This is a genomic window from Mesomycoplasma lagogenitalium (genome assembly GCF_029854295.1).
Lineage (GTDB): Bacteria > Bacillota_I > Bacilli_A > Mycoplasmatales > Metamycoplasmataceae > Mesomycoplasma_A > Mesomycoplasma_A lagogenitalium.
This window is the reverse complement of record NZ_CP122979.1, coordinates 302,984-319,992: the sequence shown is the minus strand read 5'-3', so window position 1 is coordinate 319,992 and position 17,009 is coordinate 302,984. Positions and strand designations below refer to the sequence as shown.

Here is a 17,009-nt window from a genome sequence, read left to right as displayed (position 1 = left end):
TACTGCTGTTTTTTAATCTAATATTTGCTTTAATAAGTTATTTTTTTGTTAATGTTCCAACTGATTATTGTTCATATTAATAATTTCCTCTAATAGTTTAATTTTTCCCTTTCAATGTTTTAATTGACTATCATTCATATTGATTATTTGCTCTCAAGTTGGCAAGTTAGTTTTATCATTTTGTTCTAAAATTAATTCTAGTAATAAATATTTTTTTAATAAACTTGGCAATGGAATATTTTTTGTATTAAAAGCAAGAATTTGCTTTCTAATTGGTAAATTAGTTTTATTTTCTTGTTGTAAAACTAGATTTAATAAATTTAATTTCCATTGTCAATAAAATAATTGATTATTATTCATATTAAAAATCTGCTCTCAAGTTGGTAAATTAGTTTCATCTTCTTGTTCTAAAATTGATTTTAGTAATTTGGCCTTTGTAACTCAAGATTTTAATTGTTTTTTACTTAAATTAAAAATCTGCTTTTTAGTTGGTAAATTCTTTTTATTATTTTGGTCTAATAAAAAATTTAATAGATAAAATTTATTTACTCAATTCAACAATTGATTTTCGTTCATATTAAAAATCTGCTCTCTAGTAGGTAAATTACTTTTATCTTTTTGCTCTAAAATTAATTTTAATAGTTCAACTTTTCATTCTTCATCTATATTAAAAATTTGCTCTCAAGTTAGCGAGTTAGTTTTGTCTTTTTGCTTTAAAATTATTTTTAGTAAATCAATTTTAAATTTTCAATGATTTAATTGATTATCATTCATATTGATAATTTGCTCTCTGGTTGGCAAATTACTTTGCTTTGGCTTTAAATCTTCAATTTTTTTAACCATAATGTAATATTCCTTTATATGTTTAAATAAAATAGTTTTTTATTTTAAAAATCAATAATTATGTTTTTTAAGAACTTAACATTTGCTTTAATAATTCAATTTTTAAATTTAAATTATTTAATTGATTATCGTTCATATTAAAAATCTGTTTTCAAGTTGGTAAATTGCTTTTATCTTCTTGATTAATGACAAATTCTAATAATTCGATTTTAATATATAAACAAAATAATTGATTACTATCCATATCAAAAATCTGCTCTCTAGTAGGTAAATTATTTTTGTCTTTTTGCTTTAAAACAAATTTTAATAACTCAATTTTGTCATTTCAACTACTTATTTGATTATTATTCATATTTAAAATTTGCTCTTTATTAGGTAAATCGGTTTTGTCTTTTTGCTTTGAAATTAGTTTTATTAAATCTAACTTTTTTTGCCAATTATACAATTTATCAATATCCATATCAAAAATCTGCTCTCAAGTTGGTAAATTGCTTTTATCTTTTTGTTTAATGGTAAATTTTAATAAGTTAGTTTTTTTATATAAATAAGATAATTGATTATTATTCATATTAAGAATTTGCTTTTTAGTAGGCAAATTAGTTTTGTCTTTTTGTTTTGAAATTAATTTTAAGATTTCTATTTTGTCATTTAAATTCAATATTTTAGTATAATCCATATCAAAAATCTGCTCTCAAGTTGGTAAATCAGTTTTATCATCTAACTCTACAATCAATTTTAATAAATCAAGTTTTAGAAAAAAGCAGTTTAATTGATTTTCACTCATATTAAAAATCTGCTTTTTAGTAGGTAAATAAAAATTATTTTTATACTTTAAAACAAATTCTCATATTCGTTTTTTGATTATTAATTTATTTATTTCTCTTTCGTCCATATCAAAAATCTGTTTTCAAGTTAATGAACTAATTTGTTTATTTTCTAAATTATTAAATTCTTTTATCATAATGCAATATTCCTTTATATTTTTAAATATTTTTTATCTTCACTACTGATTTTAAGAACTTAACATTTGCTTTAATAATTCAATTTTTAAATTTAAATTATTTAATTGATTATCGTTCATATCAAGAATTTGTTTTGTAGTTGGTAAATCAGTTTTATTATTTTGATTTAAAACAAATTTTAATAACTGAATTTTTCTATTTCAATTATTTATTTGACTATCATCCATATTTAAAATTTGCTTTTTAGTAGGCAAATCAGTTTTATCATTTTGCTTTGAAATTAATTTCAATAAATCTAATTTTTCTAGCAAGTTATGCAATTTATCAATATCCATATCAAAAATCTGTTTTCAAGTTGGTAAATCAGTTTTATCATCTAACTTTACAATCAAGTTTAATAAATCAAGTTTTATGTTAAAATCCTCTAATTGGTTGTCATTTATATTAAGAATTTGCTTTCTAGTTGGTAAATTAGTTTTATCTTTTTGATTTCAAACAAATTCTAGTAATTCAATTTTGTCGCTTCAATTATTTATTTGATATTCATCCATATTTAAAATTTGTTTTTTAGTAGGTAAATCAGTTTTATCTTCTTGTTTTAAAATTGATTTTAGTAATCAATATTTTTCATATAAATTTGATAATTGATTATTTTCCATATCAAAAATCTGCTCTCAAGTTGGTAAATCAGTTTTATCATCTAACTCTGCAATTAATTCTAAAAATTCAAGTTTTGGAAAGAGATTATTTAATTGATTATCATTCATATCAAAAATCTGTTTTCAAGATGGTAAATTGCTTTTATCTTTTTGTTTAATAGTGAATTTTAATAAATTAGTTTTTTTATATAAATAAGATAATTGATTATCATTTATATTAAGAATCTGCTTTTTAGTTGGTAAATTACTTTTGTCTTTTTGCTCTAAAATGAACTTCAATAAATCTAATTTATCTAGTCAATTATGCAGTTTATCAATATTCATATTCAAAATCTGCTCTCAAGTTGGTAAATTGATTTTATCTTTTTGTTTAATGACAAATTTAAATAATTTAGTTTTTTCATATAAGTGTTTCATTTGACTATCATAGATATTTAAAATTTGCTTTTTAGTAGGTAAATTACTTTTATCTTTTTGCTCTAAAATGAACTTTAATAAATCTAATTTATCTCATCATTTATACAATTTATCAAAGTCCATATCAAAAATCTGTTTTCAAGTTGGTAAATCAGTTTTATCATCTAACTCTGCAATTAATTTTAATAAATCAAGTTTTAGTAAAAAATAATTTAATTGTTTATGATTTATGTTAAAAATCTGTTTTTTAGTAGGTAAATCAGTTTTATCATTTTGCTTTAAAACAAATTTTAATAACTTAATTTTTGCACTTCATTTATTTATTTCTCTTTCGTCCATATCAAAAATCTGTTTTCAAGTTAATAAACTAATTTGTTTATTTTCTAAATTCTTAAATTCTTTTACCATAATGTAATATTCCTTTATCTTTTTCAACTTTTTTATTATTTATCACTATTTTTATAATTAACACCATCTCAAATTTGAATTTGTTTATTAAAAATTTTGCTTGTTATTCACATACTAGCAAACGAGGGTCTTTGTAATTTTTTACATCATAATTTAAATAATCCTTTGTAAAGCACATTCGCCTTTTTAAATGAACATATTCAATATTGCTAAATTTTTGTAATTCATTGCAAAATCGTTCGCTATTTAATGCTTGAATGCCAAAAATTAATGCTCAAGGTTTATTAAATTCCAATAATCTTACTAGTAATTTATTTTTATTTTTAAAGGGCGGATTACTTACAATAATGTCTCATTTTTTAGGTTGGTATTTATAAAAATCTTTTTCATTATTAATGTGAGAATGAACAACTTTATAGCCATTTTTTCTAAATGTTGTTACGAAATTAGAATTTTTTAAATCAAAGGGACATCAAATAATTTTATTTTTATTTATATTGGCATTATCAATAAAAAACTGCACATCTTCTTTTGTTGTATATCATTCATCATCGTTGTTAAAATTGAAAAAATTTCGCTTTTTATCTTTCTCCATTTTTTACTCTTTTTATTTTTTATAGTTTTTAATGGCTACTAATCGCTTTTATTGAAACTTTTCCATTAAATCGGTTAATTGATTTTTAAATGTAATTTTAAATTTTCACTTTCACTATCATTAATTTTTTCATTTTCAAAAATTTGGTAAATAACATCTATCATTTGAGTTTGTAAATCTTGTTCGATAAATTCATCCATATAAGCATTTAATTGATAAATTTTTTCATCATCTAAATAGTAAATTTCACTATTAGTTGTTTTACCTAATAATCAAGCACTATTAATTCCATATTGTTTTAAATTACTATGAATATATGCTTTTAATTCATCACTATTTAATAGTGCTTCTGTTTCTATATGCTCATCAAAATCACTACCATTTAATTCCATTATTTTTTATCTAGTTTGACTTCCACAAAGTCATTTTGAGCATCATTAACTTTAAAAAGTAATTTCCGTGTCTTAAAAAATCAACGGCGACCAATTTTCTTTGTAGATTTTTAAAAATATAAATATAATGAGAACTTAAACCTTTTTCTTTTAATTCATCATCAATTAAATATTTAAAATCTTTTCCATAAAATAACGAATGTTCGCTATCTAATTCAATGCTATATTTGCAAAGTTTATATCCATTTTTTTCTAAATTTTCTATTATATTTAAAAATTGACTATAAAAATCTCAAATCTTTTTAGGGTCTAGATTTTCTATATAATTTATAATTTTTGTTTTAAAATTTTCCATAATTTTCCTTTATAATTTTTTAATTATTTTTCATAATGCTTTTTTATTTTTTCAATTTAAATTGTTTTCTTTAATATAAAAACTTAAAGTTGTTTTTAGCGATAAATGAACTCAAATAGAAGGGAATTCTTCATCTTTTAAAATAAATTCATCTTTATCTAAATGCTTTGTTTGTTGATAAAAGTTTTGAATTTCAGTAAATTCTTTTTCACAATCAAAAAAACGATTTAAAAATTTAATGTCGGCAAATCAAAGGAATTTTCAAATTCACTTACTGATTTTATTGCCGGTAAATTATCTGTTTTTCAATTACTAAAACTTGGTAAATGGTGATTATCAATGTATGTAATAAAATTTTGAAAAAACTTCTTGTTCTTTATCGCTCATTTTAATAACATAAATTTAAATCGCCCATTCCTTTTTTCAAAACGATAAGCGAAAATAATTTTTAAAGCAGTTTGAAATAGCATTTCGTAGTTCCCATTTAATGTCATTTTAGATAGTGCTAGTGTAATTTCTTCTTCACTACAATCAAAGTTTGCTAAACTTTCTTTAATGCGAATTAATAATTTATTTTCCATTATTATTAAAGTTTTTAAGTATTGCTTTTGCTTTTCTATATTTTGTTAATTCAAAATTTAAAAAATAAATGAAACAATAAAAACAATTGTTTGAAAGATAGAAAAAATTAATAGCCCTATTCCATAATCTTTAAAATAATAACTAAAGCCAAAAACCATAAATATGCAAGATAAAAAGCAAATTAATCCGTAGTTTTTGAACTTTTTAAAATGTTTATTAACTGTTTCCATTTTATTTTTTCTTAAACATTTTGATAACAACTTCTAGTGCTTTAATTAATTTATTATCATTAGAAAAACTTATTAGAATATCATTATTAAAATCGTTAATTAAATCAAATTTTTGTAATTGATACACTTTATATTCATCGTGTAAATAAAATAATTGCTCATCATCTTCATTATCAACTAAATTTTTTAAATTCAATCTTACATAATCTGAATTAATACCTTTTTCAACTAAATCTTTATTGATTTTAAAAATTCATTTATAACATTCTAAAAGATGTTTATTTTGCAAATAATACTTTAATTTTACTTTTCTATTAAGTAGTTTTAATAGTTTATCTTTTTCCTTGCTATTAGCATTTAAAACTAATTCATTTCAATTTTTAATAATAATTTCCATTTGGTTTTTTGTTAATAAATTATTTTTCATTTCTTCCTTTTAAATATTTTTTTCTATTAGTGCTTTTTCTAAAGTAATTCTAGTTTCATCAAAAACTTTCATTCATCTTAAATAACGATTATTAGCATATTGATTAACCGGTTGATATTGACTTTTATTTAAAGATTGAAGTTCTTGATTTTCATTATTAAAGTGCTTTTTAACTTCTTCTTTAGATTTTTTAGTAAATTTTCAACAGCCATAATATTGACCTAAAGATAAAATTAAGTTAATTTTTTTATTTAAATCAATTAAATTATTTGTATAAATCCTAATATTTTGAAAATATTTTTCTTGTTGTTTTAAAGGCAATTTTGACAATTGCTTAGTTTTAATAATATTTTTGATATTTGATTTTTCAAATCTATTTAACAACCGCTTAATCTTTTTAATTAATTTTTTTATTGAAAGTAAATTTTCAAGAAAATCAGTAGTTTTTTTGCTATTTTCGTTTGAAATTAATTCAAGTAAATTATTAAGTAAAAAGTTGTTTGCCTTTTCTTTACTTTCATTAAAAGCACTTTCTATTTCAATTAATTTATTGTCTTTAATAATCATTTTTTCCTTTCTTATTTTTATATTTTCATCTGTTAGCAACTTTCATTATTAACAGATGAAAAGACAAAAATGTCTTTTTCGAAATTATTAAAATTAATCTAATGATATTTGATGAAGATTGTTATCATCATTGACTTGTTCACTTTTATCATTAGTATCAAAAAGTTTATAATTATTATTTTTGATAATTTGGATACTATTAGCAATAATTACAATATTTTTATATTCTTTATAATTGTTAGAAGTAATTTTTCCATTTATTAAAAGATAATCATCGTTAGAAATTTTTTCAATTGTTTTTACTAATCTGCCTCAAACATTGATTTCAATAATATTTTCAGTTTTATTTTCATCTAGAAGTTGCAAGCAAAAAACGGCATTTTCTACATCTTTATCTTTAAATTTAATCTTTTTATATTTAGGTTTTTCCACCATTTTTCCCGTTATTGTTAATTGATTAATGCTAAACATTAGTTTCCCTTTTGCTGTTAAAAAATAAATCTATAAAATTAATTTTTCACTTTTTAATTCCAAGAATTATTTCTAAAATTAAGGAAATTAATATTAATATCACTGAAATTCATACAATAATAAAAAGTGTTAAATATATTTTGCTTATTTCAAGTGCTATTTCCTTGCTTTCAATTAATATTTGACTATCGGAAGTTGAAGTTGAATTTCATCAAATAAAAAGATAAGTTATAATAAATGCTTGTAAAAGTAGCAAAATTGAAAAACCTATTTTAAAAACAATATTAATAATATTTAATGCTTTTTTCATTTTTTCCTTTCTATTGTGATTGCTGATTCTTTTTAAAGAAAAATTCTTGCTCAAGTTGATTGTAATTAACTTTTATTTGAAATCTTCTTAAAGGTGAGACAATTAATAAACACTCACCTTGTCTAAATAAAGAAATATTGCTTTTTTCGTTTTCTGAAAGACCACCAATACTTGAAAAGAAACTATCAATTTTAGATAATGAATCGGCTTTAATACTAAATAAAACTAGATATTGACAACTTTCTATAATTGAACGACCCATTGAAGCAAGAGCATCAGTTCTTGTTAAATCGTGAACTTGTTGGGTTGTTAAAATACAATTAGAACGGAATTTTCTTCCCTCTTTTGCCATTGAATAGATAAAGTTAAAAATCATCATATTATCGCTTTTTACATACTTGTGAAATTCATCAAATACTAATCAAATAAAATTCTGTTTATCTGATTGTAAAGATATTTTTCCTTGTAAATAACTTACTAATAAATAGAAATACGAATCCAATAAGTTTTTATTTTCAGAATTTATTAAAGAAGAAATATTAAAACAAATTACCTTATTATTTAATTCAAGTGTTGAATGATTATTAAAACTTTTGGCGAATTTTCCATTATTTTCAAAATCTAATTTTAAAGTTCTTAAAACATTGATTTTGGTTTTATTATCAAAAGCGATATTTGATTTTTTCATTCCCTTTTGAATGTGTTTAATTAAATCGGAAACTATAGGATATTTTTCATTTGGTAATTGACTTAAATTTTCATTTGTGTCATAAAAACCTAATGATTTATATAAATCTTTTAAATAATAGATAATCATATCTCTTTCATTAACACCTAATTTATCACCATAAAGCAACTTTAATCAAACTTCCATAAAATTTTCTTGTTGAATTAAAAGTGATTCATTATTAAATTTATATTCTTCTTCTGTTAAGGGTCTTGGATTTCAAAAGTTTCTTATTTGTAAAGGGTTAATAACAATTTCATTATCTGAACCTAAATTAATCATTTGACCATTTAATTTTTCTACAAAATCAGTAAATTCGTTTTGAGTATCAATTAAAATGATTTCATCACCTTTGGCTAAATTAGATAACATTATCTTTTTAGTAAAAGTTGTTTTTCCTTTTCCAGGTTCTCCAAAAATAAACATATTATGGTTTGTTCTATCTGATTTTTTTAATCTTGGATCAAAAAAGATGGGAACATTATTATTTTTATCTATACCTGTAATTGGAAAAGTTCCATCATTAAATTCTTCAATTACAAATGGTCATCCATATGAAATGTTTGACACTGCTTGTTCTTGAAATTCTTTTAATAAATCGTTTTTAATAAATAAACTTGCTGAAAATCCTTCAAATTGACGGTAAATTAAATTATCAATTTTAGAATTAATACTTGATAAATTTCTTTCGTTAATCGTTTTAACTTTTTTAATTGTTTGTAAATTAGTGGCTTTAGTTAAAAATATAATTGTGCTTTCAACAATATTTTCTTGTCCGCTCATAGCAGAGTCAACTATTTCTTTAATCGCCTCTATCTCTTGATTCATTTTTCTAGATTTGGGACGATTTTTTTCTTCAAAAGCATTCATTTCGGCATTAATTTCTGTTCTATTAATATTATTTAAAAAGGATTCGATATCAATTGTATTTATATGTCATATAACAACACTAGGAGTATTAAAAATTTTTCAAATTCAATCATTTTTTAATAATGTTGCATATTCGTGTATAGTTTGTGTTGAATAAAAATTTCCATCAATTTTAAAATAATCTTTTTTAAAATTTACCTTATTAATATCTAGAATTTTGTTTTCTTTTTCAAATAATGAGAAATTAAAATTGGGATTATGAATATAAATTTCGTTTATTAATTTTGTTAATTCTTGTATATTTAGTATTTCTGAACTAATTTTGCAATTATTTAATTCTCTTGATAAATCATTCATTTCCGATTTTAATTTATCTTCATCCTTTTCATAAATTATTAAATAATATTCACTTTTTAATTTTTCAGAAAAATCATCTTTTATTTCACGATTTCATTCATCATAAAACTTAGATAAATTAATGTAATTTTCTTTATTATTTTTAATTGAATTAAGATTCTTAGACAAATCTTCTTTAACAGGTAATTTAACTATTGTTGCTTTCATTTTGATTTTATTAAAAAAATCAGTCAAATTTCTCATTAATACTAGTTGGTCATTTTTAGATTCTGATGTTATGTTTTTACCAAAAATTTTCAATGCTCCAAAAACACTTTTATTATCCTTGTTAATAATTCCAATTTTTCCTTTTTTAGAATAAGGAATAATATTTTCTATATTTCCCTTTTTATTTTTTGATTTAATTCGTTTATATTTTTTATTTGAAGAAACAAATTTAAACATCCTTATTAATATTTGATAACCTTTTGCTTGGTGTTTTCTATATTTAAAAAGCAAAGGAACGGAAAATAAGGAAATTATAAAAAATAATGATATTTTTAAAATTCAATTTTCTTGGATAAAAATGATTGGAAGCGATGCTATTGCTATAATTATTCCTAAAAATAAAATATCTACAATTGTTAAACCTTTATAAATAATTATCTTATTTTTTCTTAATTTTTTAATTTGATATTTCATAATTAACTTTGTTTTCCTTTAAGTTCCTTTGTGGGAATAATAGAAGATTCTCCTTTATTAGTTTTAAAAGAATTTCAAAAGTCAGTTTTAGGAACGGAGTTAAAGTTATTATTTTTAATTACATCATTTTTTACAGATGGTAAATTGCTGGTATTATTAACACTATTAGAACTCATAGTTTTAAGTCCTTGATTTATCATTGCAGGATTTTTCATCACTGCTCCTGTTGCTACACTTTTTGCTCCTTTAACAACATTTGACATAGTAGGAGATGTTGCTTCCATTTTTTTTATAAATTGCATTACTCCAAAACTTGCTCCAGCCAATGAAATTATTTTAAAAATAAAGTTAGTATAACTAGCAAGAATTGGAATATTATTTACTATTTCAAAATTCATTGCAAAAGAGATAAATAAGACAAAAACACTATAAAAAAACTCGGCAGAAATAACAGTAGTAATTGAATTTTTAATTTCTGATTTAAATTTAGAAAATTCTTTTTCATTATCTAGCATTATTAAACTAATAAAAAGAGGAGCGATTATCATATATATAAACATAATTATTAGTTTTTTACCTAAATTAATAAGCATTCAACCTTGAAAAATCAAGAGAATTATTGTTGCAATTAAAAAAAGTAAAATAATTTGCGAACCTTCTCCTCAATCTAAGTTATTATATGAATTTCTTATTTTATTTGCATCAGAAAAATAAGATTTAGCAAATTCATATCACTCGTTTTGATTAATTTTGTTTGGTCTTAATTGTAAAAATATATTTTGAGTTTCACTTAAATTATTATCTGAAAAAAATAATTGTCTAGTTAATTGGTCAATAGCATCTAAAATTAATAAAGATAATAAATAAATTATAGGTAATGAAATTAACAAAATAAATGTTTTAAATGCTTGTTTTAGTAATTCCTTTGTATTATTCTCTTTTAATGAAATAGCATTTTTAAAAATAACTACACATAAAACAATAATAGAAATTGCAACTGATATTGATGAAATGATTAAAAATAGTGTTGGTACTTGTAAAAAATTGATTTCATTTGTATCGCCGAAAAATAATTTTTTAGCAAAACCAAAGCCAAAAACACCTTTTATAGCAACCAATGCTTCTAGCATTAAATAAATTGGTGTAACACTCGCTACTCAAAGAACACTGAAAAGAATAAAAGCAATTGGATTTAATAATTGCTTTATTAATCAACTTACTATTGATCCCATAAGTTTTAAAATATTTTAGTTTTTAATTCGAACCCCATCCAGGAATTAATTGACTTGCTAAAAGTGGCATCGCTACAACTACAATTATTGCTAAAATTAAAGATGAAATTAAAGTATATTTTAATTTATTTTTATATTTTTCCGCATCTCCCGGTCTTATTCCCATCATAAAAACCAAAGCAGCCGAACTAATCAATAATGTTAAAAGACCTATAGTTAATAACGGTGTTAATCATTGATTTATTTGTTCAAAAAAATTTTTTGTTGTTGAATTAATTTTATCCACATTTGTTGAATTAAATAATTGTATTACTTTACTATTCGTCATTTTTTATTACCTCCAAATTTTTTGAATCAGTATTTTCTGATAGTTCTTTTCGTTCTTTTTTTGCTTTTAAATTCTTTCTTATTTTTTTAGAAATTGGAAAACTAATTATTAGCAAAATAATACCAAGACCAACTGTTAATCATATTGGTCAAAAAAATCCTAATAAACCCATTTTTATTTATCGCCTTTCTTTGATTTTTTTATAACTTTTTTTACTTCTTGTTCTTCTTTATCTTCTATTTTTTCTTTTTTATCTTTTTGCTTTTTTTCTTCTGTTTCTTTTTTATTAGATTGAAAACTTTCTTTTATTTCCAGTCATTTTTTAGGAAAAAATAATCTAATAGTAATAATTGCAATAAGTAAAGCGATAATCGCAAAAATTACAATATGAATTAATATTTGTATTAATTGCTCACTCATATTTAACTTTCAAAAATTTCTGAATTAATTTGTTTTTTAATTTTTTATTTACAGAAAATTTAAGTTTTTTATAGTTTTCATATTCATCAAAAGTAGAGGTTGTGAAATTATAAAACTTGTATTTTTCAAGGTTTTTTATTTTAAAAGTTCCTAGATGTTTTAATTTAACATCTTCTCCTTTTTTGATTTTTTCAACAATTTCTAATAAAAAATCTTCAATTATCCTTTCTTTATCTTTTTAGATATTTGATTCATTCTGTTCATTTTTCTCCTTTTTTACTAATATACTGAATTAAATGAGTTTTTTAAATTGTTTTCAATGATTAAATTCATACTGTGTTTTGTATAAAAATGCTGTTTAATTTTAGAAAATTTATATAAAACATTTATGGACATTATTTTTAGTTTATTAGTAAAATTATTTAATAATTTAATAAAAGAATCTGAATTGAACTTTCTTTTAATGTATGTAAAATGAAGTTTTGTTTTACTAAAAACAGAATAGAAAAAATTGAATTTTAATTCAGTTTCTTTTGTTTGGTAGAGACAATTTTCTCTACAAAATCGTTGATTATTAGTTATTTTCAACTTATAATGAATAAAATCATTATGTTTTGTTTTTGTTTTCTCTTTTACTTTTTTAGTTTTCTTTTCAATTATAAATTTGGAAAAAGAAACTAAAATTAACTCTTTAGGAGTGATTTTTCCAATATTTTCAAGTTGTTTAATATCGCTAATTAAAATAAATGGGCTTTTTGATTTAGTTTTTTCAATTAATGAAATTTGTCCATTTTCAAATTTAATAATTTCTTTATCAATTAAATTTTTTAGTGAAAAATAAAAACTTGATTTAGAAATATTTACAATATTTTTTAGTTCAACTGAATTTATTGTTTTTGTTTTAGAAATTTTTAAAAGTTTTAAAATAACTAATATCAAAAGCGAACTTTTTTGATTTTTTAGCAGATTAAGAGTATCAAAACTTATTTTAATTTTGATTTTATTTTCATTTTTAAAATTTGTTAATCACTTCATATTTCTCCTTAAAATAAAAAAGTTGCTTTTTTAGCAACCGATTTATTGTGATACTCTTAAATTTCGCGAATCTAATGTGTAAAATTTGATCAAAAATAATTGGAAAAAATGCCATTTTTGCTAAACTTTTCCCGTTGTTTGTATAAATTTTGTTCACTTTTTGGCTTTTTTTTCATTTTTTCGACATATATAGTGGTATGAAGATAAGAAAACAAGAAGATATAAAAGATTGCGGATTGGTGGTTTTTCAATCGATTTATCACTATTTTAACAATCAATGGATCTCTTTATCTGAACTTAAAAAAGATGTATTTTTTAATTCGGATGGAATAGTTATAAAAAATTTACAAAATCTAGGAAAAAAATGAGGCATAGCATTGGAGGCTTATAATGGTGATTTTCAATCACTTATTGATTATGATATTAAAGAGCCAATAATTATAATAATAAATGAAAATGATATGAATCATTATGTTATACTAGAAAGAAAGGATAAAAAATATTTTTATTTACTTGATCCATTAGTTGGAAAAAGAAAAGTTAAATATGAAGAATTTAATAAAATATTTCAAAACATAATTATCACAACTCAAAAATTGTTTGATGTTAAGATTGAAAAGAAATATAAAAATTTACCATTAATTTCATTTATAAAAGAACCAGAAAATTATTTTGTAATTTTTTTAATTGTAATAACATCAATCCTAAATTTTTCCAGTGCTTTTTTCTTAAAAAGTGTCATTGAAAAATCTCTTGCTTTTAAAAATATCGACATACTAATAAAAATTACACTTTTGTTTTTATGAATTTTTATTTTCAAATTTATTCAGAATTTGATAAAAAATTTATATACAAAAAAACTGCAAAATAATATTGAATATAAAATATTAAATAATTTTCTTTATTGTTTAAAAGTAGGTAATAATAGTCAATTAATTAAGCTAGAAACTAGTGATTATATAAAAAGATTTCAAGCAATTTCTAGTTTTAGTTCATTTGTTGCTAATTTCATTTTTTCACTATTTGGTGAATTAACTACCTTAGTTTTTTCAATTGTTATTTTGCTTTATCTTAATTTTAAGTTGTTTTTAATTTCCTTAATTATTGCAGTAATATTTTTATTAATTTCATTTATTTACAAAAAATGTATTAATAAAAAATATAATAGCATTATAAAAAGAAACTCAGAATTAAATTCTAGTTACTTTGATTTTATTAATAATTTATTCAACTTAAAAAATGAAGATTTTTACAAACTTTTAAATCATAAGTTTATGGAAAAATTTTTTTCATTAAAACAAGAAGATGATAAATTATGAAAAATTTCTTTTGCATTTAAATCATTTCAAAAATTTTTAACTGAATTTATGCCTATTTTAATTATTTTTATTTCTAGTTTGTTAGTAATACAAAATAATTTTCAACTAGCTGATATGATTTTGTATATTACATTTTTTAATAGTTTTATTAGTCCATTAAATAATATTAGTGATTTAATTAATTATTATCCTATTTTTTCAAATGAATACGATCTTTTAAAATTTATTTTATTTATTCCAAAAGAAAAAAATGGTATTAAAATTATTGATAAAATTAATAGCTTTGAAATTGAAAATTTAGATTATAAACCAAATAATATTATTTCAATTTTAAAAATTAAAAAAATGCAAATCAATGAAAATTTGCATATTATCGGTAAAAATGGAACGGGTAAAAGTACCTTGTTAAAAATTTTAAATTTAGAAAATGAAATTGATCAAAATTTTAAAATTAATAATTTAGAAATAAAATATATAAATAAGGAAGAATATCGAAAAAGAGTCATATATATTTCTAGTAATTTAAATTCTATTTCTAGTGATTTATTAACTTATATTACTGATGGAAATTACGAAAAAATGCAAACATTTTTTTCAAATATTCAATATTATAATTTAAATCCATTTTTAAAAAATGTTAATTTAGAATTGACAAAAGAAATAAAACAAGGATGGATAAATTTTTCAAGTGGACAAAGGCAAATTATTTTACTACTTAAATTATTTACAAAAAAATATGATTTAATTTTGCTTGATGAGGCATTTGAAAATATTTCTCTAGAAAATTTCCAATATTTAAAAACCTTAATTAATGATTATCAAAATGATGCAATTTTTTTAGAAGTTTCTCATTCTAAAAAGTACATAAAAGAATCTAAAGAGGTTGATATTGAAAAATTATAAAAATCCAACTTATTTAATTATAATTTCCTTTTTATTTTTAATTTTTTTCATAACTACATTGTTTTTATTTTATAAAGTTAAAATGCAAGAAAGTATTTGAATTAATATCAATATTGATGAAAAAAAGGAATTAAGTTTTGAAATAAATTCAAGTATTTATTACAATATTAAAAATAGTTCTTTTATTATGATTGATAAAAAATTTTTTGATGGAAAAAACGATGTAATTTTAAAAATTAGAGAAATAAAAAACATTAAAGAAGACATCTTTAATGTAAAACTAGTAAGTGGAGCGAGGTTAAACGTTGTGCCAAATTCCACAATTCCTGCTCAATTAATATTTACTACAAGTAAAAATATTTTTAATTTTATTATTTAATTCTTTCAAATAAAAGCGAACCTTTTTCAACTATTTTATCATTAAATAAATTTCAATTTCCAATATCATCAAAGTTGATTGTTGTTAAATTCAACTGCTTCAATACTTCTTGAGTTTTTTCTTTAAAAACACAACTCATAAAACAAGTTATAGCATATAAACCATTTAATAAAGTATTTAAAACAACCTCTAAACGCTCTAAATTGTCTTTTAGTGTTCAAGGCAATGTTAGATCAATATAATTATTTAATTTTTTAGATAAATTTATAGCTTCTTTAAAAGCTTTATCAATTTTAAAATTATTCATTTCATCTAAATAAATTTCTTTGGTTTGTAAAATTGAATTGAAAATTTCTTTTTCATATTTTTCAATTTTATTTTCACAATATTTAACTGAACCTGTAAATGATTGTTTAATCATTGCGATTGTTCTGGATAATAAATTACCATAATTATTTGCTAAATTTGAGTTATAAACATTAATAAAATGTTCTTCATCGAAATTAGCATCCTGACCCATTATTATTTGTGTACTTAAATAATATTTAACTGGCTCGGCACCATATTTATTTATTAAGTAAATTGGATCAACAACGTTATTTAAACTTTTTGACATTTTTCTACCATTAGCATCTCTTATTAAACCATGAGATAAAATAGTAGTTGGTTGCTTGAGATCTAAAGATTTAAGCATAATTGGTCAATAAATGCAGTGAAATCTAGTAATTTCCTTTCCTACTATATGAACAATTTCATCACCATTTTTTCAATATTTTAGATAATCTTGATCATCATCTAAACTAAAGTTTAAGGCACTTAGATAATTAAATAGCGCATCCAGTCAAACATAAATAACATGTTTTTTATCATTTGCTAAAGGAATTCCTCATGTAAAAGAAACTCTTGTAACTGATAAATCCTCAAGACCTTTTTCCAAAAAATTATTTTCCAACTCTTTTATTATTTGCTGAGGGTAGATTCAATTTTCTTTTTCTTTTCATGAAGATAATAATCAATCTTGGAATTTAGACATTTTTAAAAAATAAGATTCCTCTTCCACTTCTATTAATTGATCTTCACTAACAGGGTGAAAATATTTTCCGTCTTTAAATTTTGCCTGTGTTGGTGTTAAAAATTCTTCAGCACTCACTGAGTAAAGACCTTTATAAATACCTTTATAAATAATTTCTTTTTTTAACAATTGTTGAAATACATTTAATACAACTTTAGCATGATTAGCATTTGTAGTTCTTGAAAAATAATCGTAATTTATTTTTGCTAATTTTCATAATTCTTTAAATTTAGCACTTTGAATATCAACATATTCTTGCGGGCTTAAATTCATTTCTTGAGCTTTTTGCTGTATTTTTAAACCGTGCTCGTCAGCGCCGGTTAAAAATTTAACATCATAATTTAAATTTTTCTTATAATTAGCAAAAACTCAAGCTAAAGTTGTTGTATACAGATGACCAATGTGCAAATTTCCAGATGGATAATAAATTGGTGTTGTAATAAAAAAAGTTTTTTGTTTTTTATTCAT

21 protein-coding genes are annotated in these 17,009 nt (G+C 21.1%); 2 read left to right on the top strand and 19 right to left on the bottom strand.

What is annotated here, in order from left to right; genetic code table 4:
• Positions 1–48 precede the first annotated feature (48 nt).
• The 18 genes from QEG99_RS01480 to QEG99_RS01400 all read right to left on the bottom strand — a co-directional run bounded on the left by QEG99_RS01480 (position 49) and on the right by QEG99_RS01400 (position 12,868).
• Complete coding sequence (locus tag QEG99_RS01480; RefSeq protein ID WP_280102239.1) at positions 49–843, bottom strand: hypothetical protein; 795 nt, start codon at positions 841–843, stop codon at positions 49–51.
• A gap of 67 nt (positions 844–910) precedes the next feature.
• Positions 911–1,804 (bottom strand): hypothetical protein, encoded by an 894-nt coding sequence (locus QEG99_RS01475; RefSeq protein ID WP_280102238.1) that lies wholly within the window; start codon positions 1,802–1,804, stop codon positions 911–913.
• Positions 1,805–1,855: 51 nt separating this feature from the next.
• Complete coding sequence (locus tag QEG99_RS01470) at positions 1,856–3,289, bottom strand: hypothetical protein (protein ID WP_280102237.1); 1,434 nt, start codon at positions 3,287–3,289, stop codon at positions 1,856–1,858.
• A gap of 103 nt (positions 3,290–3,392) precedes the next feature.
• Complete coding sequence (locus QEG99_RS01465; RefSeq protein ID WP_280102236.1) at positions 3,393–3,884, bottom strand: hypothetical protein; 492 nt, start codon at positions 3,882–3,884, stop codon at positions 3,393–3,395.
• A gap of 74 nt (positions 3,885–3,958) precedes the next feature.
• Positions 3,959–4,276, bottom strand: a complete 318-nt coding sequence (locus QEG99_RS01460) for a hypothetical protein (RefSeq protein WP_280102235.1) — start codon at positions 4,274–4,276, stop codon at positions 3,959–3,961.
• A gap of 10 nt (positions 4,277–4,286) precedes the next feature.
• Positions 4,287–4,631: a hypothetical protein gene (locus tag QEG99_RS01455; RefSeq protein ID WP_280102234.1), complete on the bottom strand. Its 345-nt coding sequence runs from the start codon at positions 4,629–4,631 to the stop codon at positions 4,287–4,289.
• Between the two features lie 227 nt (positions 4,632–4,858).
• Complete coding sequence (locus QEG99_RS01450; protein WP_280102233.1) at positions 4,859–5,212, bottom strand: hypothetical protein; 354 nt, start codon at positions 5,210–5,212, stop codon at positions 4,859–4,861.
• 232 nt (positions 5,213–5,444) lie between these two features.
• Positions 5,445–5,870: a hypothetical protein gene (locus tag QEG99_RS01445; protein WP_280102232.1), complete on the bottom strand. Its 426-nt coding sequence runs from the start codon at positions 5,868–5,870 to the stop codon at positions 5,445–5,447.
• 9 nt (positions 5,871–5,879) lie between these two features.
• Entirely contained in the window at positions 5,880–6,437 is a 558-nt protein-coding gene (locus QEG99_RS01440) for a hypothetical protein (protein WP_280102231.1), read from the bottom strand.
• Between the two features lie 93 nt (positions 6,438–6,530).
• The gene (locus QEG99_RS01435; RefSeq protein WP_280102230.1) at positions 6,531–6,908 is read right to left on the bottom strand and encodes a single-stranded DNA-binding protein; all 378 of its coding nucleotides are present in this window, start codon (positions 6,906–6,908) and stop codon (positions 6,531–6,533) included.
• Entirely contained in the window at positions 6,901–7,218 is a 318-nt protein-coding gene (locus tag QEG99_RS01430; RefSeq protein WP_280102229.1) for a hypothetical protein, read from the bottom strand. Before QEG99_RS01430 ends, QEG99_RS01435 begins: the two co-directional genes overlap by 8 nt.
• A gap of 10 nt (positions 7,219–7,228) precedes the next feature.
• Complete coding sequence (locus QEG99_RS01425; RefSeq protein WP_280102228.1) at positions 7,229–9,853, bottom strand: Mbov_0397 family ICE element conjugal transfer ATPase; 2,625 nt, start codon at positions 9,851–9,853, stop codon at positions 7,229–7,231.
• A gap of 2 nt (positions 9,854–9,855) precedes the next feature.
• Positions 9,856–11,085 carry an Mbov_0396 family ICE element transmembrane protein gene (locus QEG99_RS01420; protein ID WP_280102227.1) on the bottom strand — a complete coding sequence of 410 codons (1,230 nt, stop codon included), beginning with the start codon at positions 11,083–11,085 and terminating at the stop codon, positions 9,856–9,858.
• A gap of 22 nt (positions 11,086–11,107) precedes the next feature.
• Positions 11,108–11,413 carry a hypothetical protein gene (locus QEG99_RS01415; protein ID WP_280102226.1) on the bottom strand — a complete coding sequence of 102 codons (306 nt, stop codon included), beginning with the start codon at positions 11,411–11,413 and terminating at the stop codon, positions 11,108–11,110.
• Positions 11,403–11,585 carry a hypothetical protein gene (locus QEG99_RS01410; RefSeq protein ID WP_280102225.1) on the bottom strand — a complete coding sequence of 61 codons (183 nt, stop codon included), beginning with the start codon at positions 11,583–11,585 and terminating at the stop codon, positions 11,403–11,405. The genes QEG99_RS01415 and QEG99_RS01410 overlap by 11 nt, the downstream gene beginning before the upstream one ends.
• A gap of 2 nt (positions 11,586–11,587) precedes the next feature.
• On the bottom strand, positions 11,588–11,833 hold the full coding sequence (locus QEG99_RS01405; RefSeq protein WP_280102224.1) for a hypothetical protein: 246 nt from the start codon (positions 11,831–11,833) through the stop codon (positions 11,588–11,590).
• Complete coding sequence (locus QEG99_RS04330) at positions 11,751–12,056, bottom strand: HU family DNA-binding protein (protein WP_416388967.1); 306 nt, start codon at positions 12,054–12,056, stop codon at positions 11,751–11,753. The genes QEG99_RS01405 and QEG99_RS04330 overlap by 83 nt, the downstream gene beginning before the upstream one ends.
• Before the next feature lie 56 nt (positions 12,057–12,112).
• A complete protein-coding gene (locus QEG99_RS01400; RefSeq protein WP_280102223.1) occupies positions 12,113–12,868 on the bottom strand; it encodes a hypothetical protein in 756 nt (251 codons plus the stop codon).
• Positions 12,869–13,065: 197 nt separating this feature from the next.
• Between QEG99_RS01400 and QEG99_RS01395 the strand changes: the two genes are divergently transcribed.
• On the top strand, positions 13,066–15,090 hold the full coding sequence (locus QEG99_RS01395; protein WP_280102222.1) for an Mbov_0121 family peptidase domain-containing ABC transporter: 2,025 nt from the start codon (positions 13,066–13,068) through the stop codon (positions 15,088–15,090).
• Positions 15,077–15,469: an MAG1140 family protein gene (locus QEG99_RS01390; protein ID WP_280102221.1), complete on the top strand. Its 393-nt coding sequence runs from the start codon at positions 15,077–15,079 to the stop codon at positions 15,467–15,469. Before QEG99_RS01395 ends, QEG99_RS01390 begins: the two co-directional genes overlap by 14 nt.
• Here QEG99_RS01390 and metG read toward each other — a convergent pair.
• Positions 15,462–17,009, bottom strand: coding sequence for a methionine--tRNA ligase (metG, locus tag QEG99_RS01385; protein WP_280102220.1), 1,548 nt, complete (start codon positions 17,007–17,009; stop codon positions 15,462–15,464). The two genes, QEG99_RS01390 and metG, sit on opposite strands and share 8 nt — an antisense overlap.